Origin of the sequence: Staphylococcus chromogenes, from assembly GCF_029024625.1 — a bacterium.
GTDB lineage: Bacteria > Bacillota > Bacilli > Staphylococcales > Staphylococcaceae > Staphylococcus > Staphylococcus chromogenes.
The window spans coordinates 2,230,085-2,250,725 of record NZ_CP118953.1 but is presented as its reverse complement, the minus strand read 5'-3'; the positions used below and the strand labels follow the sequence as shown (position 1 = coordinate 2,250,725).

The following is a 20,641-nucleotide window of genomic DNA, read 5'->3' as shown; positions in this document are numbered from 1 at the left end:
AATTATGGCTTTAACAGCTGGTATTGTTGGATTACCTAACGTAGGGAAGTCCACACTTTTTAATGCGATTACAAAAGCAGGCGCGCTTGCAGCGAACTATCCGTTTGCGACAATTGATCCAAACGTTGGAATTGTTGAAGTGCCTGATACACGTTTAACGGAATTAGAAAAAATCGTCAATCCGAAAAAAACAATTCCAACCACATTTGAATTTACTGATATTGCAGGTATCGTAAAAGGAGCTTCAAAAGGAGAAGGCCTTGGTAATAAATTTTTATCTCACATCCGTGAAGTAGATGCGATTTGCCAAGTGGTGCGTGCATTTGATGATGAAAATGTGACACACGTGGCAGGACGTGTAAATCCTATCGATGATATTGAAGTCATTAATATGGAATTAGTGTTAGCCGATTTAGAATCTGTCGAAAAACGATTACCACGTTTAGAAAAATTAGCTAAACAAAAAGATAAAACAGCAGTAAATGAAGTGCGCATTTTAACACAAATTAAAGAAGTCCTTGAAAATGGTCAACCAGTACGCAGCATTGACTTTAATGAAGAGGACCAAAAATACGTCAACCAAGCGCAACTCCTTACAGCGAAAAAGATGCTTTATATCGCCAATGTGGGTGAAGACGAAATTAATGACGCTGATAATGAAAAAGTCAAAACAATAAGAGAATATGCTGAACAAGAAGGCTCTGAAGTGATTGTCATCAGTGCCAAAATTGAAGAAGAAATTGCGACATTAGACGATGAAGATAAAGAAATGTTCTTGGAAGATTTAGGAATTGAAGAACCCGGCTTGAACATATTGATTCGCAAAGCGTATGAATTACTCGGTTTAGCAACGTACTTTACAGCAGGGGTGCAAGAAGTACGTGCTTGGACATTTAAAGAAGGCATGACAGCACCACAATGTGCGGGCATCATCCATACAGACTTCGAACGTGGCTTTATTCGTGCTGAAGTCACAAGCTACGATGATTATGTAGCTTACAACGGCGAACAAGGTGCGAAAGAAGCAGGTAAAATGCGTCTTGAAGGTAAAGAGTATATTATGAAAGACGGAGACGTTGTTCATTTTAGATTTAATGTATAAAAAATAGCCATCAAAAATTTATCTGAGCATAAATTTTTGATGGCTTTCTAATGATTGATAATCTGTATTTCCCAACTCCCTAAAGATGTCTCTCGTATAAGGAGAATATAAATGTAAAAATAAAAGAACACGCACGATGTGGGGGCATCGCACGTGTCTAGGTCTAATGATATCAGTCGTTGGTGGTCTATGTGGTAATTTTGCTTATGCTTTTTCACTCACAACTGTAATATGTTGTTTAATGAAATCCGCATTTTGAATTTCTTTAACTAATGCCAAAGCATAATCTGGGTAGCTTACGTAGCTTTCACCTTCAGAATTTGTTAAGACAACGTTCATTCCTACACGGTAGTTTCCTGTACGTTGACCTTCTGGATCAAAGAAAGATGAAGGGCTAATAAATGTCCAGTTGAGTTGATTTGAAGCTTTAATATCTTCAAGGTTTTTATTTTGTGCTTTCGCAATCGGCATTGCAAAATCTGGAACCATAGATTTGTCGATTAATGTTGTTGTTTTTGAGTCATCTGAATAAAGACTACCTGCGCCACCCACAATGATAAGACGCGTATCTGTACCTTCAAGCGCTTCGATTAAAACGCGTCCAAGTTGAATATGTTGATCTAAATCATCTAATGGTGCAGCAAAGGCATTAACTACAACATCGAATTGGGATAAATCATCACGTGTTAAATCAAATGCATTTTTTTCAATAACTGGAACATCTGCCTCTAATTTTGAGGCGTTACGAACAATTGCAGTCACTTCCATGTTTTCATTTAGTGCTTCATTCATAATTAAACGACCTACTTTACCAGTAGCGCCAATAATACCTACTTTCATGAAAAGACCTCCAAACATAATTTATATAATTTTAGTATCGATATATTAAATATACCAGTATGAACCTTTAAACGTTTAAAATCTGCTCATCAAAAAAACGACGGACTTTTGAATAGGTATACGTAAATGACTTTATACGCTATGTCTTAAAAGAAGAGCGCAGACGATAGGCATAGGGTATAAGTGTTAAATTTTTCGTTGTAATAAGTTACAGCTTATGGTAGAATACTGAAATGTGAGTAATGAAAATTATTCCTTGCTTAACGTAATTCTTCGTTAAGCCGTATAGACCACAAGGAGGTGCAAATATACAATGAGAAAATATGAAGTAATGTACATCGTGCGTCCAAACATTGAAGAGGATGCAAGAAAAGCAGTTGTTGAACGTTTCAACGGAATTTTAGCTTCTGAAGGCTCTGAGGTATTAGAAACTAAGGACTGGGGTAAACGTCGCTTAGCTTATGAGATCGAAGACTTCAAAGATGGTTACTACTACATCGTACGTATCCAATCTGAAAACAACGTTGCTACTGACGAATTCCAACGTTTAGCAAAAATCAATGATGATATCATTCGTTACATTGTTGTTCGTGAAGACGAAGACAAGTAATAGAATAGAAATGAGGCGTGAATATGCTTAACAGAGTTGTATTAGTAGGTCGATTAACTAAAGATCCAGAATACAGAACGACGCCCTCAGGTGTAGGCGTAGCGACTTTCACATTAGCTGTGAATCGTACGTTTACAAACAACCAAGGGGAACGTGAAGCAGACTTTATTAACTGTGTTGTTTTTAGAAAGCAAGCAGAGAACGTGAGCAATTTCTTGTTCAAGGGAAGTCTGGCTGGCGTTGACGGTCGCTTACAATCACGCAGTTACGAAAACCAAGAAGGCCGACGTGTCTATGTGACGGAGGTCGTTTGTGACAGTGTTCAATTCCTTGAACCGAAATCACAAAACCAACGTCATTCGAATAACCAAGGCAATGACTTCCAAAGTTATAGCCAAGGATTCGGTGGACAACAACAAGGTCAAAATTCGTCATATCAAAATAACAATTCATCATCTAACAATGATAACCCATTTGCGAATGCGAATGGTCCTATCGACATTAGCGATGATGATTTACCATTTTAAAATAATGAACGTATAAAAAAATGAAGCAAGGGAGGCACAAATCATGGCAGGTGGACCAAGAAGAGGTGGTCGTCGTCGTAAAAAAGTTTGTTATTTCACAGCAAACGGTATTACACACATCGACTACAAAGACACTGAATTATTAAAACGTTTCATCTCAGAACGCGGTAAAATTTTACCACGTCGTGTGACTGGAACTTCAGCTAAATACCAACGTCAATTAACGACTGCAATCAAACGTGCACGTCATATGGCGTTATTACCATTCGTTAAAGACGAAGCGTAAAGCAGGAAGCCCCGTACCGAAAAGGTAGCGGGGCTTTTTTGTGTTAGAAAATTAATTATTATTTTATAAATTAAAATTATTAAGTTTATCACCTATAATGTGTAGTAATTTAGCAACTTTAGACCATACATAAGAGGTGATTGATTCATGAAAAAGTGGAAACAATATTTACACATTCAACCATGGGAAAAACAAGAAAGAACGCCTGGATCCTCAATTTCTCGGCGTAAGCGATTAGCTGGTTTTGGTGTGGGCATTGCGTTACTCGTAGGTTTTTTTAGCATCAATACTAATTCATTTTCCATCGTAGGCGGTGTTGTGGGTCTTGTCGCATTTTTAATGGCAGCTATTTTGTGGAGAGGGGCGAAATTAAAACTATTCACCTATAAACGTCTTAAATTTTCGAATATTCTACTTGCGATCGCTGCCTTTATGCTCATCGCATGTCTTGACCAATGGTTGTTTTCTTTACTCGGGACAGATGCAACCGCAAATGATCATGCAATCGATGATGCCATTCAAATGCGCTCGACGTTGTGGTTTGTCCTATTAGGGACATTTATTGGGCCCTTCATCGAAGAAGTGGTCTATCGTGGAATGGGGCTGAAGTATATGTTTCACGGTTTTCCATGGGTTGGAGTTATTATATTGTCTGCACTATTTACATATACGCACGGACCATCGAATTTCATTGAGTTTTTAATTTATTTTCAGTCTGCGGTAATCTACAGTTTAGTGTATTTAAAAACAAAACGCATAGCGTTACCTTTACTGATGCATATCGTGAATAATGCGTTTACGTTTATCCCTTTATTATTTTAGTAATGAGCGTTCCTCAAAGATGTAGGAAATTGAAAAAGGAATGGGTTTAGTGGCCCATTCCTTTTTGGATTACTTTAAACTGTCTTCAAATTACTTCTCGCGCCAAAATTTAGTGGTGTCTTTTTTATCTTCTATATTTTTATCAATCATCCGATGAAGTAAATCATAATTGACTTCTTCCGTCCATTTGATTTTCATGAACATTTTAGTCGTTTGATAGCCTGCTTTTTTTATATCTTCATCAAAATAATCTCTTGTATATTTTTCGGGTGCCACAGCAAAATGGGGTTTGGCTTTGCTAAATCCTAAAATAAATGTGCCATTTTCTTTTAACAATAACATCGGCTGGTTCCATTTGATTTCTAAAGTGAGCTCAGGATAATCAGCCAATAATTTTTCAATAACGTTTTTGAATTTTTCACGATACTCTGGTTTTTCAATGGTCTCTAAAAAATCTTCAAATGTTTCCATCATATGCCTCATTTCTAAGTTTGATTTAGAACAATCATTTTTACAGGATTTGATTAACTCTATCATATTATTAATGAAAAGATATCGCAAAACATAAAGTTTTATGGTAGATTAAAATCGAAATCCGATATCTAATTTCGATTTTAATAGGAGGTGAGAAGTTGAAAAGTAAATTAGAGAGACGTATGTTTTTAGGATTTATCTATATTCATATTTTGCATCACGCACGCCAAATGCCGATTTATGGGAGTTGGATGATTGAGGAATTGCGGACACATGGCTATGAATTAAGTGCGGGGACATTGTATCCTTTGCTTCATCGTATGGAAGATGAAGGATTACTTGAAACTGAAAAAGTGACGGTAGAAGGGCATCAACGTGTGCTTTACCGTTGTACAGATTTCGGTGTTGAAATGCTTCGTGTAAGCAAAAGTAAATTATCAGAATTACTAAATGAACTATAGGAGGAAAAGGATGAAAACGTACGTACAACTATTTTTCATTGCTTTAAGGTTGGGGTGTACTTCATTTGGGGGCCCCACTGCGCATTTAGGCTATTTTTATAATGAATACGTGAAACGGAGGCGATGGTTAACGGAGACACAATACGCCCATCTCGTGGCACTTTGCCAGTTTTTACCAGGACCTGCGAGCAGTCAGGTCGGATTTGGTATCGGGGTGGCGAAAGCAGGGCTCATAGGAGGAATTATTTCGTTCGTTGGTTTTACACTACCTTCCGTCTTAATTTTAATGATATTTGCCCTAATCTTTCATAAGACAAGCATGGAGATGGGATGGGTAAATGGTTTAAAAATTGTGGCGGTGGCTATTGTCCTTCATGCCATATTAGGGATGGCGCATAAATTATTGCCTGATGTCAAAACGAAATTGTTGGCTTTATTTACACTTGTCATCACGGTACTTGTAACGCACGCTTCTGCACAAATCGTGGCCCTCGTGATTGTTGGTATAATGGGGCTGTTTTTGTTTCAAGAGGAGCGCACTGAAAGTACCGCTGTGCGTTTGTTCAATATTCGAAAGTCTGTCGGTGGGGTAGCATTAATACTCTTTTTCAGTCTTTTATTCATTTTACCGTTTTTAAATGCAGTCTCACAGTCGACATGGATAGCGATGATTGATCATTTTTACCGTGCAGGTGCCCTTGTTTTTGGAGGAGGACATGTCGTGCTTCCGCTCTTAAAAGAAGGGTTCGTCGCAACAAATATGATTTCAGCAAATGAGTTTATTACAGGATATGCGTTGGCGCAAGCTGTTCCAGGACCGTTATTCACATTTGCGACCTATATTGGCACTGTAATGTCAGGAGGATTAGGGGGTCTCGTTGCCACTATCGCTATTTTTCTACCGGCCTTTTTATTGCTTGTAGGTGTATTGCCATTTTGGGAACAGGTGCAAAGTAATGTCAAAGTACGCCAAATGTTAAAAGGAGCCAGTGCAGGTGTCGTCGGGATTTTAATTGCTGCATTTTACGACCCTATTCTCACTTCAGCGATACACACACGCATAGATTTTGTGTTTGCGGCAATATTATTTGTGCTGTTAGCGTATTGTAAAGTGCCCTCTTGGGCCATCGTTGTTCTAGGAATTGTTGGGGGGATTGTGCTTTATTAAAAGTAGTGAACGCCTATTTTTTAATCGTTTTTTAATTTTTCTTTAAGTTAATTTCAATTTCCGCCTATTAAAGTAGACCTATACAATTTGCTAGGGCGTTAATAGGGGAGTGTTAGACGATGAAATATACAATTATTCCTTCAGGATTTAAAGAGAGTTTAAGTGCAGAAGAAGTCGGCTATGCGATTGAAAAAGGAATTCGCAATGTTGTGCCGAATGAGGACATTCAAGTTATCCCGATGGTTGATGGGGGCGAAGGGTTTGTCGAAACGATGATTAAGGTGAAAAAGGGCTATAAAATTGAGACAGAAGTGACAGGCCCTGTAGGCGAACCTATTTCCTCATTTTTCGGGATTTTTAAAGAGAAAGGTCAAACTATTGCAGTGATTGAAATGGCAGCGATTGCGGGATTACGGCATGTCCCACAAAATCAACGTAATCCGCTGTATACGACAACGTATGGGGTCGGTGAAACACTCATTAAAGCATTAGATTATGGTATAGACCGTATTTTAATTGGCTGTGGTGATTCAGGGACTTCCGATGGAGGTATCGGGATGGCGCAAGCGATTGGCGTCAAACTGTATGATCATCAACAAAATCGTATCCATATTCAAGGTGGAGCGGATATTCATAAAATTGCAGAAATGGATTTATCTCAAATTGATTCGCGCTTGCAAGAGATGCAAATTGATGTAGCCGTCAATTGGACGAATGTCTTATGTGGAGAACACGGGGTGGCCCGGGTGTTTGGCCCTCAAAAAGGCGCAACGCCTGAAGAGGTCGAACATTTATCTATGAACTTAGAACATTTAGCGACGTTGATTGAGCGTCAAACCGGGAAAAATCTTCGTACAGTAGAAGGCTCAGGTGCATCGGGTGGCTTAGGCGCTGGATTAATGGCTTTCGCGCATGCACAACTACACCCGCGCTTTGATATTATTATGGATTACATTGATGTGGAAGAGGCGATCGCCCAAAGTGACATCGTGATTACCGCGGAAGGTTGTATTGACTACCAAACACCGAATGGCAAAATTCCATCTGAAGTTGCCCGTATCGCTAAAAATTACGATAAACCCGTTATTGCTTTTGCGGGAACGATTGGGACAAATGCGAAAATTAATTATCAAAGTGGTATTGATGCCTTTTCTAGTATTATTCCATGTCCAGCGACGTTAGAAAATGCGATTGAAGATGCTGAAAAATGGCTTGAAGGCAGTGCAGAAAGTGCGATTCGTTATATTTCAATAGGTATGTCCATGTCTCAATCAATACAAGATGAAGACAATGATGATGTCTTTCAAGACGAGAAAGTAGCCGTACACGATGCAAGTTAATGTGTCTTTTACCCAGCTGATTGCTTGGTTGATTTTCCTACTTACCTCTTTATATATTTTCGGCGTAATGGAATTGAGTTACCTTGGTAAAGTCAGTCTTATGTGCTTTATATTGGCACTTGGTTTATTTGTCCTATCAAAAGTTCCGGCAGGATTAGTGGGCATGTTGTGTCTAGTCATCGCAATATTATTAGGTATACCAGAAACGATGTTGTTCCAAGCGTTCGAACAACCCATTGTGTGGCTTATGATTGGTGCTTTTATTATTAGTGCCGTCATTGAAAAGAGTGGTTTATTAGAGCGCTTAGTCGCATGGATGGCGAGACATTGTCAGACGCAATTACGTGCTGTCCTCTTTATTATCGTGACTGTATTATGTATGACATTTACCATTCCATCGACGTCCAGTCGTGCCGCGGCTTTTATGCCTATATTTCAAGCGTTACAAGTCCAATTCCCAAAATATAAAACATTTTTTGGGATGTTGATTCCGATAATGATACTGATGCTGACGAATGCCACGTTAATAGGTGCAGGGAGTCATCTGATTGGTGTGAGTATTTTGGAAGGACAAACGGAGCAGCGCATAAGCTATCTGTCATTTTTAATATGGGGATTGCCTTTTGCGTTATTAATCAGTGTGATTACCGTTATGGTGTTGTGGTGGCATATTCAACCACAGTCCATATCACCTATTCAATCTTCAACTAAGACCGTACATACAGAGAAGCGTCCTTTAACGTCGAAAGAAAAAACGGCTGCTGTTCTCATTGGGATCACGATGTTGCTTTGGCTAACAGAATCAATCCACGGTTTCGATATTGCATTTGTCACCATCGCAATGAGTTTAATCATGCTTTTACCTCAATTGAATTTAATTGGATGGAATGAAGCACTCAAAAAAGTGTCATGGAGTTTAATCTTTTTTGTAGCGAGTGCCACAGTATTAGGAGAATTGCTTGTAAAATATCAAGTCGTTGATTATTTTCAAAACCAAATGATGCATACGATAAAAGCGTTACCCATCGCACATGAATGGTTTTTAGTTTTATTGTTGAGTACGGTCAGTGTGCTTTCCCATTTGTTGATTACGAGTCATACGACAAGAGCGGTCGTTTTAATCCCTGCCTTTATATTATTGGCCCAATTACTCAGTTTAAATCCTGTTGCCATTGTGTTTATTGCGCTCATAGGGATGAATTATTGTGTGACTTTTCCAGTAAGTTCTAAGGCGCTACTTATTTTTTATGAATTAGAACCACGTCCTTATACGACGAAACAATTGGCGCAAGTCAGTTTATATTTAATGCCATTATACATTGGCTTGATGATAATCATGTATTTCGTATACTGGCAATTTATGGGATTACATTTAAAGTAGGAGGCTACTATGAATCATATTTTAATTGTAGAAGATGATGAAAAAATTGCCCGCGTATTGCAATTGGAGCTTGAATTTGCAGAATATGAAGTCTCCATTGCATATACCGGTAAAGAGGCTTTACAACAATTTGAAGACCATCAATTTGACTTGATTTTACTAGATGTGATGTTGCCTGAACTTAATGGGTTAGAAGTGCTACGTCGTATTCGCAAAAAAGATACGCAAGTGAAAGTCATCATGCTCACTGCACGAGACGCGGTAATGGATAAAGTAGGCGGATTAGATTCAGGCGCAAATGATTATATGACAAAACCCTTTGAAATAGAAGAATTACTGGCGCGTATCCGTGTACATTTGAAAGATAGAGCGCCACACATGCAAGAAACGAAGCGCGTGTTCTCGCATCGTCATATACAGGTAGACACAAGTGCACGAGAAGTCTACCGAGAAGGCACGTTGGTCAACTTGACGCCGAAAGAATATGAATTGCTCGTGTACTTATTAGAAAATAAAAATCAAGCTTTAGAGCGAGACCAAATCATCGCCAAGGTATGGGCTTATGACTATCAAGGGGATACAAATGTTGTTGATGTATATGTACGCCATCTCAGAAAAAAATTAGACCAATCCAAACCGTCCTTGATTTCGAGTGTCCGTGGTTATGGATATATGATAAAGGATTGATCGAATGCGCTTAAGAACGCGAATACAACTTTACATTACATTAATGACGGTCATCGTCGTGATTTGTGTGAACATTCTTGTTTATTTCATGTTTAAACATTATGCGCTCGCTTCTGAATTGAATCAGTTGGAAAATCGTAGCATCAACATTATGGAAGAAATTAAGTCGTCGGAAAATCAAACAAATGCAGAAATTATGAATCATGGCTATATTTTATCTGATGGTTATATCAGTGTCGTAAATCAAGATAATATTGCTATCGTCAAATTTACAACCGACGTCTCGTATAACAATATGGAACAAGATTATCAAGCGAACCAATACAAAAAGACCATCGCTTATAAAGGGCATCATTTTGCGATGGTATCGTTACCGATCGTATGGAAAAATGGTGAAGTGGTTAATCTACAATTGTATGAAAACGTAGACTTCAAGTACGAGACATTTCAAATATTGAAATGGATCTTAATCGGTTCAACGTTATTCATTTTGGTTCTAATTTTTTATATTAATAATGTGATGACGCGTATTATTACCGGTCCGATTTTAAAACTGATTCAACATATTAAAGAGACGAAAGAAACGAAAGATTATCGCCCTGTCCCAGTGCATAAAAATGATTCTTATGAATTAAAGGTGTTGTCGACGGCATTTAATGAAATGATGACAAAGCTAGGAGAACATGATGAGAAACAACGGGCTTTTATCATGAATGCTTCACATGAGCTCAAAACACCGATTACAGTAATCAGTTCCTACAGCCAAATGTTAAAACGCTTCGGTAAAAAAGATGCGAAAACTCTTGATGAAAGTATTCATGCCATTCACGATGAAGCGCAAAAAATGAAATACCTGACAGAACAATTGCTTTACTTTGCGCAAATTACAGAAAATAAGACGGAAAGACGTCTAGAAAAGGTGAATGTGGCAGATATCGTGAATGAATTAGTTAAAAGAATGGCCAACGTGTATCCACAAACATTAAAATTCTATAATCAAACACATTCGAGTGAAGTCTGTCTTGATGTCCCTTCTTTTAAACAGTTATTGCATATTTTTATGGACAATGCGCATAAATATGGCCGGACATGTATTGCACTAACACTGATAGAAACAAAATCAAATTTGGTGTTATCCATAGCCGATGATGGGATTGGTATCCCTGAAGAAGAGTTACCACATATTTTCACACGTTTTTATCGTGTTGATAAAGCACGCTCACGCAAAACAGGAGGATCGGGACTCGGCCTCTCTATTGCTCGAGAAATCTCACAGCAACAGCACATTGACATTCAAGTGAAGAGTCAAGTGAATGTCGGCACGACGTTTACGTTAATCATTCCAAAAGGAGGCCCTCATGAAACCATTTATTAAAATTATTATTATCGTTATTAGTCTCATACTCACCCTCTTATTAGGAATGATGATTTACGCAAATGCGCATCAAAGTTACATGAGCAAAGAGAATGCACAAAAATTAGTCGAAAAACGTTATGAGGGGAAAGTTAAAGAAATACACCCTCGAAATGGTGATTCAGAATTCGAAGTTAAATTAGTGAGTGCAGATGCTGAATATCATATTGTGATTGATCGTAAAAAAGAAGCGGTGAAAAAAATAACAAAAATCAAATCCAGCCCTTCTAAAAAGACGAAACAAGACAAAGTTAAACAATCGAAAATAAATGAAAAACAAGCCAAAGACATTGCTAAAAAACATGTGGGTGGGACGTTTGTCGCCATTAAACGCCATCAATCTAAGCAAACAGAACATTATGCGGTGACGCAACATGTGAATACAGCTGAAGGGGCGAATGTTATGGTGAATCGAATGACGGGCAAAGTCACATCGGTTTCATGGTTTACGAGAGGAGACGCTACACCACAAGAAGAAGCAACTGTATCTTCTCCACAGAACAACCCAACTACAGTCGCTCCTTCAAACGAAATGGCACCTCCTCAAAATACATTACAGCCCCCATCAACACCTACAGAAGACGATGATGACGATTGGGACGATGATTAACATCGTGACGTTAAATGAGCAACCTATGCAAATGACAACCGAAATTCTACGGTAGACATGATTTGTATAGGTTGTTTTATATTGAATGGCCTATTGTAAACTTATTTATAATTTTGTTTACAATTATGCTATACTGTCCTATAGATGAGGAGGTTTTAATATGAATTTAGCAACGCGCATTTTACAAGGCATGCCCTTATCCCCACAAGAAGCCTATGACTTATTTGTTGATGATACATTGGATACGATGGAGCTTGTGCATGAAGCCTATCAACTCCGCAAACATTATTACGGTCATAAAGTAAAACTAAACATGATTTTAAATGCTAAAAGTGGGATTTGTCCTGAAGATTGCGGTTATTGTGGTCAATCACGTGAAATGAAAGAGAAACAACGCTATGCTTTAATTCCAGAGAACCAAATTACAGAAGGAGCTAAAGTAGCAGCTGAAAATGAAATAGGGACATATTGTATTGTGATGAGTGGTAGAGGTCCAAGTGATAAAGAGGTGGATCATATCACAGCATCAGTTGAACGTATCAAAGCAGAACATCCGCAACTAAAAATTTGTGCGTGCTTAGGGCTTGCAAACGAAAAACAAGCCGCACAACTGAAAGCGGCAGGTGTTGATCGTTACAATCATAACTTAAATACGAGTGCAAATTATCACGATGAAGTCGTCACGACGCATACATATCAAGATCGGGTGGATACCATTGAGACGATGAAAGCCAACAATATTTCTCCGTGTTCAGGTGTCATTTGTGGCATGGGAGAGACGAATCAAGACATCGTGGATATGGCATTTGCTTTAAGAGATATTGATGCAGACAGTATTCCGGTGAACTTTTTACATCCTATTAAAGGGACGAAATTCGGTGAGATGGATCAACTGACACCGATGCGTTGTTTACGTATTTTGGCACTGTTCAGACTTATTAATCCTACGAAAGAAATTCGTATTGCCGGTGGACGTGAGGTGAATTTACGCTCATTACAATCTACCGCGCTCATGGTCGCAAACTCCATTTTCGTAGGGGACTATTTGATTACAGGTGGGCAACCGAATAAGATGGATTACGATATGATTAAAGATATGGGATATGAAATCGATTATCACCATGATTCTGCTCAACCTGTGAAAACTTTATAATATGCAAAGCTAAATGATTAAACTGTCGACATGAGGAAAGGTCGACAGTTTTTTTGTGAGAAAAAATCATGCTTTAAACCACCGATGTGTTACGTCTAAGGAATGATTAAATTGCGCGAAATTCATGTTAAAATGATGTTAATGTAAAGGAAGTGAAGACATGTATAAGAAACTACTCATTAGTGGAGTTGCAGCCGCTATATTAACGACGAGCGTCATTCAAAACGCAGAAGCTGCAAATGAGTACAAACCTAAAGAAGATATTTTTATTCAAGGGGCAGATTTAAATCAAAAGCAATTAGATGAAACCAAAGATCTTCTCGGTGTGGATAACGATGTGACGACGTATAAAGTCGATTATAATGATGTGATCCGTTATACCGGAACAGAATATGATTTTATTCATTCAAGTGCGTACATTCAGCCGAAAACGTTTGGGCGTGGGGTTGATGTAGAAATAGAGACACCGGAAAACATTACACGAATCACACGTGAGCAATATATGAACGCAGCCATTACGGCAGGGATACAAGATGCGACGATTAAAATTGCGGCCATTGACCCAGTGACGGGCGAAGGCGCATTAACAGGTATTTATAAAGCATATGAAGCGCAAGGCAACACCTTAAACCAAAAAGATATTCAACATGCGCATCAAGAAATGAATGATTTGGCCAACATTAGTGAAGCTAATGCTCAAAAAGAAGGCTATTCTGATGAAGCCTTAAACCAAGCGATTGCGGATATGAAATCACAAATTGCTGAAGCCAAACAAAATAACCAGCAAATTAATCAAACGACGGTTACAAACATTGTGAATCAGACTATTCACGAAAATCATTTAAACAAAATTTTAAGTGATAATGATATTGCAATCATTCAGAATTTGATGATGAATGTGGCTCAATCAGACGTGATTAATCAAGATCCAAAAGCGTATCAAAAACAAGCCAACGCGCTTAAAAAGGATATCCAAAAACAAGCGAGCGATAAACTCGACGAACTGAAAAAACTGAATACAGAAGAATCACGAAATTTCCTACAAAAAATTTGGGATGCGATTGTAGAGATTTTTACAAGTTTATATCATTGGTTAGTCTCTTTTCTATAAAAAATCATACGTCAACATCATCCATTGTGTATCATTCACAGTTGATTATGTTGACGTTTTTATTTGCATAACGTTTGAATAATAGGGCGACGGCTAAGGGCAGGATAGAGCGTACTTACAACCAAAAGTGTAAAGAGGACCCCAGGCAATGCATGCGCAACGAGTAAAATCGGAGGTAAGTGTAAAAACTCTGCTAAAATAATGCGTGAAATTAAAGTGCCGGCACAACTTGCGAGACATAGACTGCGTAATGAAACACCGGATATGTATACAATGAGTATTGCGATGAGGCGAAAAACAAATGAGATAAAAAGATGTAACGGATTAGCTGCTCCAATAATTAACAAAAGAACACTAGAAATTACGCCTCCAATAAAATAACGCTTTATTCCAAAAAATGCCAAAATTAATAAAGAAACCGGCGCAGATAGTTGAAATTCTAAACCGGGAAATAGTGCCGGTAGCTTAAATAACGAAAATAGGGTAAGTAGTGCAGCAATGACACTGATTTGGGTTATAGATTTTGTTGACATAACATTCAAACCTCAATGATTTAAATTTATAATATAATTTTATATTATAATAGAATGGAATATTAGAGGCAAATATTAGTAGAAAGTTATTGCTATGCATAATCATTAGGGTTCGTTTAGAAAAGGGGTCGTCTCAAATTTAGCTCGCAAAAGAAAATTTCGTCGAAAGTAAAAAAAGAGTTGGGACGTTGGTCTCAACTCTTTTTGTATATTAGTTACGGATAAGGTAGTCAAAGGCAGATAATGCTGCACTTGCGCCAGATCCCATTGAAATAATAATTTGTTTGTAGCGTTGATCTGTACAGTCACCAGCCGCAAAAATACCTGGGACATTTGTTTGGTTAAGTCTATCCACTTCGATTTCACCCATACGGTTACGTTGAACAGCATCGCCAATCCATTCTGTATTTGGTGAAAGTCCAATTTGAACGAACACACCGTCAAGTTCAATGTGTTTAGACTCATCATTTTTACGGTCTGTGTACGTGATGCCGTTCACACGGTCAGTACCTGTAATTTCAGAAGTTGCTGCATTTGTAATGACTGTTGTATTTGGTAATGAATGGAGACGCTCTTGAAGTACAGAATCTGCACGCATCGTATCGCCATATTCGAATAATGTGACATGTTTACAAATTCCTGCAAGGTCAATGGCAGCTTCTACACCTGAGTTACCGCCACCTACAACAGCAACATCTTTACCTTCGAATAAAGGACCATCACAGTGAGGGCAGTAAGCGACACCTTTATTTGTAAATTCGCTTTCACCTGGAACACCAAGTTGACGCCAACGGGCACCTGTAGCGATGATTAAAGATTTTGTTTTTAAAGTTGCGCCGTTATCTAATGTGATTTCAGTACCTTCGTCTGTTTTCTTAATTTCATCAGCACGAACGCCTTTCATTACGTCAACATTATAATCAGTGATATGTTGTTCTAAGTTTGTTGAAAGTTCAGGACCTGTTGTTTTCTTAACACCGATTAAGTTTTCGATGTCTGCTGTATCGTTAACTTGACCACCGATACGGTCAGCGACGATACCTGTTTTTAAGCCTTTACGTGCTGAGTAAATCGCTGCACTTGCACTTGCAGGGCCACCGCCGACAACAAGCACATCAAATGTCTCTTTACCTTCAAATTCTGAAGCATCAGGACCTTCGCCTAATTCATTTAAGATATCTGAAACTGTCATACGACCATTACCGAATGTCTCACCATTTAAGAAAATAGCTGGGACCGCCATAATGTCTTCAGCTTCTTTTTTAAATACAGCACCATCAATCATTGTATGTGTAATGTTTGGGTTAAGCACTGACATTAAGTTTAAAGCTTGAACGACGTCAGGACATTTTTGACATGTTAAGCTGACGAATGTTTCAAAATGTAAAGGTTTGTCGATCGCTTTGATTTGATCGATCACTGATTGTGATTCTTTTGGTGCACGTCCACTGACTTGTAATAAAGCAAGTACGAAAGAATTGAATTCGTGACCAAGTGGGACACCTGCAAATGTAATCCCTGTGTCTTCATTTGGACGATTGATACTGAAACTTGGTGTGCGTTTTAAATCAGCATTTTCTACTGTGATGCGAGGTGACATCTCTGCAACTTCTTGAACGAGGTTGCTTAATTTTTCAGAGTGTTCATCCGTGCCAGCACTTAATTTGAACACAACGTCACCTTCCATCAAATCAAGTAGTTGTGTTAATTGCTGTTTTAACTCTTGATTTAACATAAACATGGGCCTCCTAAAATAAAAATGGATTGAGAGCGGGACAACAATCTCATCCATTGGAAATTGCTGTCCCGCCCAGGCAAGAATGAGGCGTTTGAGCACCTATATAGATGAACAAACGCTTCATTGTCTACCTAAACGATATAAGTTTGATGAGAGTATTTGGGTTAATCTATTAATCTTTTAAGGAATGAGAGTAAATAACGTTTCCGTTCATCCTCCTCATTCCGGAATAGGTGATTGAGATTAGATTTTACCTACTAAGTCTAATCCTGGTGTTAATGTGTCGTTACCTTCTTCCCATTTAGCAGGACAAACTTCACCTGGATGTTGACGTACGTATTGTGCAGCTTTGATTTTGTGTACTAATGTGCTTGCGTCACGGCCAATACCGTCAGCATTAATTTCAGCTGCTTGAACAACACCGTCAGGGTCAACGATGAATGTACCACGTTGTGCAAGACCAGAAGTTTCATCTAATACGTCAAAATTACGTGTGATTGTTTGAGATGGGTCACCAATCATTACGTATTGTAATGTGCTGATTGCATCTGAATGATCGTGCCAAGCTTTATGCACGAAATGTGTATCTGTTGAAACAGAGTAAACATTTACGCCAAGCTCTTGTAATTTAGCGTATTGGTTTTGAACGTCTTGTAATTCTGTTGGACATACGAATGAGAAGTCAGCTGGATAGAATACAACTACACTCCAGTTACCTTTTAAATCTTCGTGAGAGACCTCGATGAATTCGTCTGTTTTTGCGTTGTACGCTTGTGCTGAAAATTCTTCAATTTGTTTACCGATTAAAGACATAATGAAATTCCTCCTAATTAAATGTGAGTCATAATTATTATTGATTAGAATTGATGTCGGGTGTTTCTTTGTCATCATTCCTTATTAATAATAATTCTAATCTTGGTTCTTATTATACATGAAAACGAGATAACGTCAAACGAAAATGCTCCTTTTTTAGTTTAAATGCAAATTAAATATAGGCTAACCCATCTCTTGAAAAGTGCAGTGATCGCTTAATAAAATACGTTTTCTCTTTCAAATTAATATCAATTAAATGGTGATTTTCTCAATTAGAAATAATTTGATAGTTTAAATAAAATGAAGGAGCATGTTTTCACATATAACTAGAGCAAATCTGATTAATCATCAGATTCACTCTAGTTATAACATTATTCAAATGTAACTTCTACATTTCCGATGTGGTTATAGTGTGCCTGGAATGTACCAACTTCTGCGGGGACAGGCGCAATAAAGGTACCAGAAGAAATCACGTCGCCTGCTTTTAGAGATTTGCCATGAGTGGCTAACTTTTCGGCGAGCCATTGTACAGCTTTGACAGGATGACCTAAAACGGCAGACGAATTTCCGTTTCCGATGGTTTTATCGTCATGGGTTAAAGTCATGGCGATATTGCCAAGCGTCTCATAATCAGGAGGAGAGACGGATGGACCCACGACAACTAAACCCGTTGCCGTATTGTCAGCTAACAAATCACCAAGTGTGAAATTAGGAAACCAATTGAGATAACGCGCATCAGGCACCTCGATGGCAGGTGCGATTTTAGATTTTTCTAAGATTTCTTCTGCACTTGGATGAGGTGAAAGTGCGTCAGTTAACTCAAAAACGAGCTCTGGTTCAATTAAGGGTGAGAACAAATCGTGAAGCGGAATGGTCGCACTTGTATCTTTAACGACATGACTCAACAATGTCCCATATGCAGGTTCATGTGTATTGGCGTAAGCTTGAGTTTCCTTGCTCGTCATGCTGACTTTATAACCGACTTGTTTTGCGCCGTGACTCGCCTGAATGCGTTCGATGAGTGCTTCTTGTACCGCGTAACCTAAAGTTTCGTCTACAGCTGCTTCAGGATTTAAAAAAGGGATCGCCTGTTGATTAAGATAGGCTTGATGAAGTGTTTTAGCTAAATATTTGGTTTGATTTGTCATAATAAAGGCCCCTTTATTCAGAAAATTGTTACAATTATGATAACGGTAAATACTAATGAATGCAAGTGGGGTCAAACACCAGTCATGCGGGGGACGTATCATTTTGATAAAATAGAAAAAAAGGACAATAAGGGGTGTCAATCATGTCTGAACATGTTTATGAGTTAGCTAAAAAACATCATTCTGTACGTAAATTTAAGCCAAATGCCATTGATCGCGATATCGTTCGAAAGTTAATTGAGGCAGGGCAAATGGCGTCGACTTCAAGTTTTCTACAAACGACTTCTGTGATTGGTGTAGAAGATCTTGAAAAGAAAGAATCTTTAAGAGAAGTATCAGGACAGCCGTATGTGGTTGAAAATGGTTATTTGCTTGTTTTTGTCATTGATTATCACCGTCACAAGCTTGTAAGCCAAAAACGGGATGCAGAGTTAGAAAGCAGTTTTGAAACAGCGGAAGGATTATTAGTCGGAACTGTAGATGCTGCTTTAATGGCGCAAAATATTGCTTTAACTGCAGAAGATATGGGGTATGGTATCGTTTATTTAGGTTCTCTCCGTAATGATGTAGAACGTGTGCGTGAGATTTTAGGTTTACCTGAGTACACATTCCCATTATTCGGCATGGCCATCGGAGAACCGGCAGAGGACGAGAATGGCGCGCCGAAACCACGCCTACCGCTTGATCATGTTTTCCATATTGATGAATATGAGCGCGAGGATCAAAAACTTGCAGAACAAATTGAAGCGTATGATGAAACGGTCTCAAACTATTATAAAACACGCACGAACGGCGAACGTACGGAAACATGGTCAGAACAAATCGCACAATTTATGGGAAGTAAACAACGCTTAGAAATGCTTGAATGGCTTCAATTATCAGGCTTCAACAAAAAATAAACGATTGAAGAGAAAGATTGAGTTCTTAAAATGGCAGAAGTGCTTTAATATTTGCGTGAAGAGCGTTTAAAGAGATAAACAAAAAAAGAGGTCGCGAACGTAATGTCGCGACCTCTTTTTAATTAATGCTCAGAAGCAAGCTCATCGTAGTGGTTAGATTTGAATTGATTTTCATCTAATTGTTTTGTCAGTTTTGCGGTACCTGTCCCTGCAAGAATGGAATCGTTGACGTTGAGTGCGGTACGGCCCATATCAATTAAAGGTTCAACAGAAATTAAGACCCCTGCGAGACCTACCGGCAAATTGAGTGCAGATAGTACAAGGATGGATGCAAATGTAGCACCGCCTCCTACACCGGCTACACCAAATGAACTCAATACGACAACAACGATAAGTGTGAGGATGAATTGCCAGTCTACTTCAACGCCTGCGACAGGTGCAACCATGATGGCAAGCATGGCTGGATAAATACCCGCACAACCGTTTTGGCCTATCGATAAGCCAAATGAACCAGAGAAGTTAGCAATCGCTGATGGGACACCAAGGCGTTGTGTTTGTGTTTGGATGTTGAGCGGTAATGCGCCTGCACTGGAGCGTGACGTGAACGCAAATAAAATTACTTCAGCGGTTTTCTTAACATATTGTAGGGGATTGATACCTAACAATACTAAAATAATCATGTGAATCAAATACATCGTAATTAATGCAGCATAAGACGCAATAACGAATTTACCTAATGTCCAAATGGCCGCAAAATCACTTGTTGCAATCGTTGTAATCATAATCGCTAAAATACCATAAGGTGTTAAGCGCAAAACAAAAGTTACAATCGCCATGACAAGTGCGTAAATGGCATCGATACCCCGTTTAAGAATATGACCTTTTTCAGGTTCTTTACGTAAAACACGTAAAAAGGCAAAACCGATAAATGCAGCAAAAATAACAACCGCGATAGTCGATGTTGCACGTGCGCCTGTGAAATCTAAAAATGGATTTGCAGGTAATAATTCTAAAATTTGTGTTGGTAAAGTTGTAGCTGTCATTTCTTTCGCCTGGCTCGTAATTTCAGAACTACGTGCATTTTCAGCTTGGCCAAGGTCGATAGAAGAGGCGTCTAAGCCAAAAAGCATCGCATAAACAATGCCTACGACTGCAGCAATGGCCACAGTTCCAATTAAAAACATAAAAATGAGTCCGCCCATTTTTGCGAACTTTTCGCCGATGTCAATTTTTGTAAATGCAACGACAATTGATACAAAAACTAACGGGATTACAATCATTTTTAATAAAGAAATATAACCTTCTCCGACAATACTGATCCATTCAGTTGTTTGCGTCGTGATTTTACTACTTGAACCGTATGTGAGATGTAAGATTAAACCTAAAACAATCCCTAAACCGAGTGCGAGAAAGACACGTTTAGGGAATTTAATATGTTTTTTAGCCATCCACCAAAGCCCGATGAGTGCTAAGACGAAAACGACTAAGTTAATAATAATGAATAATGTTGACATAATGTGTACG

22 protein-coding genes are annotated in these 20,641 nt (G+C 38.5%); 15 read left to right on the top strand and 7 right to left on the bottom strand.

The genetic code is table 11. The annotated features are described in order from the left end of the window. Positions 1-4: 4 nt before the first annotated feature. On the top strand, positions 5-1,102 hold the full coding sequence (gene ychF, locus PYW36_RS11015; protein ID WP_037575402.1) for a redox-regulated ATPase YchF: 1,098 nt from the start codon (positions 5-7) through the stop codon (positions 1,100-1,102). Positions 1,103-1,306: 204 nt separating this feature from the next. Here ychF and PYW36_RS11010 read toward each other — a convergent pair whose 3' ends face one another. After that, complete coding sequence (locus PYW36_RS11010; protein WP_103158638.1) at positions 1,307-1,942, bottom strand: NAD(P)-dependent oxidoreductase; 636 nt, start codon at positions 1,940-1,942, stop codon at positions 1,307-1,309. 313 nt (positions 1,943-2,255) lie between these two features. Between PYW36_RS11010 and rpsF the strand changes: the two genes are divergently transcribed. The 4 genes from rpsF (at position 2,256) to PYW36_RS10990 (ending at position 4,187) form a co-directional block, all read left to right on the top strand. Next, complete coding sequence (gene rpsF / locus PYW36_RS11005; protein WP_037565086.1) at positions 2,256-2,552, top strand: 30S ribosomal protein S6; 297 nt, start codon at positions 2,256-2,258, stop codon at positions 2,550-2,552. A 23-nt stretch (positions 2,553-2,575) separates the two neighbouring features. Next, a complete protein-coding gene (ssb, locus tag PYW36_RS11000; protein ID WP_103158639.1) occupies positions 2,576-3,079 on the top strand; it encodes a single-stranded DNA-binding protein in 504 nt (167 codons plus the stop codon). Positions 3,080-3,122: 43 nt separating this feature from the next. Next, on the top strand, positions 3,123-3,365 hold the full coding sequence (gene rpsR / locus PYW36_RS10995) for a 30S ribosomal protein S18 (RefSeq protein WP_037565082.1): 243 nt from the start codon (positions 3,123-3,125) through the stop codon (positions 3,363-3,365). A 147-nt stretch (positions 3,366-3,512) separates the two neighbouring features. Beyond that, on the top strand, positions 3,513-4,187 hold the full coding sequence (locus PYW36_RS10990) for a CPBP family intramembrane glutamic endopeptidase (RefSeq protein ID WP_103158640.1): 675 nt from the start codon (positions 3,513-3,515) through the stop codon (positions 4,185-4,187). A 90-nt stretch (positions 4,188-4,277) separates the two neighbouring features. Here PYW36_RS10990 and PYW36_RS10985 read toward each other — a convergent pair whose 3' ends face one another. Beyond that, the gene (locus PYW36_RS10985; RefSeq protein WP_103158641.1) at positions 4,278-4,658 is read right to left on the bottom strand and encodes an iron chaperone; all 381 of its coding nucleotides are present in this window, start codon (positions 4,656-4,658) and stop codon (positions 4,278-4,280) included. Between the two features lie 161 nt (positions 4,659-4,819). Between PYW36_RS10985 and PYW36_RS10980 the strand changes: the two genes are divergently transcribed. The 9 genes from PYW36_RS10980 to PYW36_RS10940 all read left to right on the top strand — a co-directional run bounded on the left by PYW36_RS10980 (position 4,820) and on the right by PYW36_RS10940 (position 13,986). Then, on the top strand, positions 4,820-5,122 hold the full coding sequence (locus PYW36_RS10980) for a PadR family transcriptional regulator (RefSeq protein WP_037575417.1): 303 nt from the start codon (positions 4,820-4,822) through the stop codon (positions 5,120-5,122). A 10-nt stretch (positions 5,123-5,132) separates the two neighbouring features. Further along, positions 5,133-6,290: a chromate efflux transporter gene (gene chrA / locus PYW36_RS10975; RefSeq protein ID WP_103158642.1), complete on the top strand. Its 1,158-nt coding sequence runs from the start codon at positions 5,133-5,135 to the stop codon at positions 6,288-6,290. A 119-nt stretch (positions 6,291-6,409) separates the two neighbouring features. Next, positions 6,410-7,630, top strand: coding sequence for a glycerate kinase family protein (locus PYW36_RS10970; RefSeq protein WP_103158643.1), 1,221 nt, complete (start codon positions 6,410-6,412; stop codon positions 7,628-7,630). Continuing rightward, positions 7,620-9,011, top strand: coding sequence for an SLC13 family permease (locus PYW36_RS10965; RefSeq protein WP_103158644.1), 1,392 nt, complete (start codon positions 7,620-7,622; stop codon positions 9,009-9,011). The genes PYW36_RS10970 and PYW36_RS10965 overlap by 11 nt, the downstream gene beginning before the upstream one ends. A 9-nt stretch (positions 9,012-9,020) precedes the next feature. Then, positions 9,021-9,698 (top strand): response regulator transcription factor, encoded by a 678-nt coding sequence (locus PYW36_RS10960; RefSeq protein ID WP_037575423.1) that lies wholly within the window; start codon positions 9,021-9,023, stop codon positions 9,696-9,698. Positions 9,699-9,702: 4 nt separating this feature from the next. Beyond that, the gene (locus PYW36_RS10955) at positions 9,703-11,073 is read left to right on the top strand and encodes a HAMP domain-containing sensor histidine kinase (RefSeq protein WP_103158645.1); all 1,371 of its coding nucleotides are present in this window, start codon (positions 9,703-9,705) and stop codon (positions 11,071-11,073) included. Beyond that, the gene (locus PYW36_RS10950) at positions 11,057-11,722 is read left to right on the top strand and encodes a PepSY domain-containing protein (protein ID WP_103158646.1); all 666 of its coding nucleotides are present in this window, start codon (positions 11,057-11,059) and stop codon (positions 11,720-11,722) included. Before PYW36_RS10955 ends, PYW36_RS10950 begins: the two co-directional genes overlap by 17 nt. Positions 11,723-11,882: 160 nt before the next feature. Beyond that, on the top strand, positions 11,883-12,875 hold the full coding sequence (gene bioB / locus PYW36_RS10945; RefSeq protein WP_037575430.1) for a biotin synthase BioB: 993 nt from the start codon (positions 11,883-11,885) through the stop codon (positions 12,873-12,875). Positions 12,876-13,035: 160 nt separating this feature from the next. Beyond that, complete coding sequence (locus tag PYW36_RS10940) at positions 13,036-13,986, top strand: DUF1002 domain-containing protein (RefSeq protein WP_103158647.1); 951 nt, start codon at positions 13,036-13,038, stop codon at positions 13,984-13,986. Positions 13,987-14,045: 59 nt separating this feature from the next. Here PYW36_RS10940 and PYW36_RS10935 read toward each other — a convergent pair whose 3' ends face one another. The 4 genes from PYW36_RS10935 to PYW36_RS10920 form a co-directional block, all read right to left on the bottom strand. Further along, positions 14,046-14,519, bottom strand: a complete 474-nt coding sequence (locus tag PYW36_RS10935) for a hypothetical protein (protein WP_037575435.1) — start codon at positions 14,517-14,519, stop codon at positions 14,046-14,048. Between the two features lie 211 nt (positions 14,520-14,730). Beyond that, positions 14,731-16,254 carry an alkyl hydroperoxide reductase subunit F gene (gene ahpF / locus PYW36_RS10930; protein ID WP_103158648.1) on the bottom strand — a complete coding sequence of 508 codons (1,524 nt, stop codon included), beginning with the start codon at positions 16,252-16,254 and terminating at the stop codon, positions 14,731-14,733. 246 nt (positions 16,255-16,500) lie between these two features. Further along, entirely contained in the window at positions 16,501-17,070 is a 570-nt protein-coding gene (ahpC, locus tag PYW36_RS10925; RefSeq protein ID WP_037575442.1) for an alkyl hydroperoxide reductase subunit C, read from the bottom strand. A 371-nt stretch (positions 17,071-17,441) separates the two neighbouring features. Continuing rightward, on the bottom strand, positions 17,442-18,218 hold the full coding sequence (locus PYW36_RS10920) for a 2-keto-4-pentenoate hydratase (RefSeq protein WP_103158649.1): 777 nt from the start codon (positions 18,216-18,218) through the stop codon (positions 17,442-17,444). A gap of 143 nt (positions 18,219-18,361) precedes the next feature. Between PYW36_RS10920 and nfsA the strand changes: the two genes are divergently transcribed. Beyond that, positions 18,362-19,117, top strand: coding sequence for an oxygen-insensitive NADPH nitroreductase (gene nfsA, locus PYW36_RS10915; RefSeq protein ID WP_103158650.1), 756 nt, complete (start codon positions 18,362-18,364; stop codon positions 19,115-19,117). Between the two features lie 122 nt (positions 19,118-19,239). On the opposite strand, the gene PYW36_RS10910 is transcribed toward nfsA, so the two are convergent. After that, positions 19,240-20,631 (bottom strand): L-cystine transporter, encoded by a 1,392-nt coding sequence (locus PYW36_RS10910; RefSeq protein WP_103158651.1) that lies wholly within the window; start codon positions 20,629-20,631, stop codon positions 19,240-19,242. Positions 20,632-20,641 lie beyond the last annotated feature (10 nt).

Bases quoted from the DNA above. Each gene is read 5' to 3' on its own strand.
- PYW36_RS10955 (WP_103158645.1), top strand. From the start codon at position 9,703: ATGCGCTTAAGAACGCGAATACAACTTTACATTACATTAATGACGGTC.
- PYW36_RS10970 (WP_103158643.1), top strand. From the start codon at position 6,410: ATGAAATATACAATTATTCCTTCAGGATTTAAAGAGAGTTTAAGTGCA.
- PYW36_RS10950 (WP_103158646.1), top strand. From the start codon at position 11,057: ATGAAACCATTTATTAAAATTATTATTATCGTTATTAGTCTCATACTC.
- ahpC (WP_037575442.1), bottom strand. From the start codon at position 17,070: ATGTCTTTAATCGGTAAACAAATTGAAGAATTTTCAGCACAAGCGTAC.
- rpsF (WP_037565086.1), top strand. From the start codon at position 2,256: ATGAGAAAATATGAAGTAATGTACATCGTGCGTCCAAACATTGAAGAG.
- PYW36_RS10960 (WP_037575423.1), top strand. From the start codon at position 9,021: ATGAATCATATTTTAATTGTAGAAGATGATGAAAAAATTGCCCGCGTA.
- PYW36_RS11010 (WP_103158638.1), bottom strand. From the start codon at position 1,942: ATGAAAGTAGGTATTATTGGCGCTACTGGTAAAGTAGGTCGTTTAATT.
- chrA (WP_103158642.1), top strand. From the start codon at position 5,133: ATGAAAACGTACGTACAACTATTTTTCATTGCTTTAAGGTTGGGGTGT.
- PYW36_RS10940 (WP_103158647.1), top strand. From the start codon at position 13,036: ATGTATAAGAAACTACTCATTAGTGGAGTTGCAGCCGCTATATTAACG.
- ahpF (WP_103158648.1), bottom strand. From the start codon at position 16,254: ATGTTAAATCAAGAGTTAAAACAGCAATTAACACAACTACTTGATTTG.
- ychF (WP_037575402.1), top strand. From the start codon at position 5: ATGGCTTTAACAGCTGGTATTGTTGGATTACCTAACGTAGGGAAGTCC.
- PYW36_RS10920 (WP_103158649.1), bottom strand. From the start codon at position 18,218: ATGACAAATCAAACCAAATATTTAGCTAAAACACTTCATCAAGCCTAT.
- ssb (WP_103158639.1), top strand. From the start codon at position 2,576: ATGCTTAACAGAGTTGTATTAGTAGGTCGATTAACTAAAGATCCAGAA.
- PYW36_RS10910 (WP_103158651.1), bottom strand. From the start codon at position 20,631: ATGTCAACATTATTCATTATTATTAACTTAGTCGTTTTCGTCTTAGCA.
- rpsR (WP_037565082.1), top strand. From the start codon at position 3,123: ATGGCAGGTGGACCAAGAAGAGGTGGTCGTCGTCGTAAAAAAGTTTGT.
- nfsA (WP_103158650.1), top strand. From the start codon at position 18,362: ATGTCTGAACATGTTTATGAGTTAGCTAAAAAACATCATTCTGTACGT.
- bioB (WP_037575430.1), top strand. From the start codon at position 11,883: ATGAATTTAGCAACGCGCATTTTACAAGGCATGCCCTTATCCCCACAA.
- PYW36_RS10990 (WP_103158640.1), top strand. From the start codon at position 3,513: ATGAAAAAGTGGAAACAATATTTACACATTCAACCATGGGAAAAACAA.
- PYW36_RS10935 (WP_037575435.1), bottom strand. From the start codon at position 14,519: ATGTCAACAAAATCTATAACCCAAATCAGTGTCATTGCTGCACTACTT.
- PYW36_RS10965 (WP_103158644.1), top strand. From the start codon at position 7,620: ATGCAAGTTAATGTGTCTTTTACCCAGCTGATTGCTTGGTTGATTTTC.
- PYW36_RS10985 (WP_103158641.1), bottom strand. From the start codon at position 4,658: ATGGAAACATTTGAAGATTTTTTAGAGACCATTGAAAAACCAGAGTAT.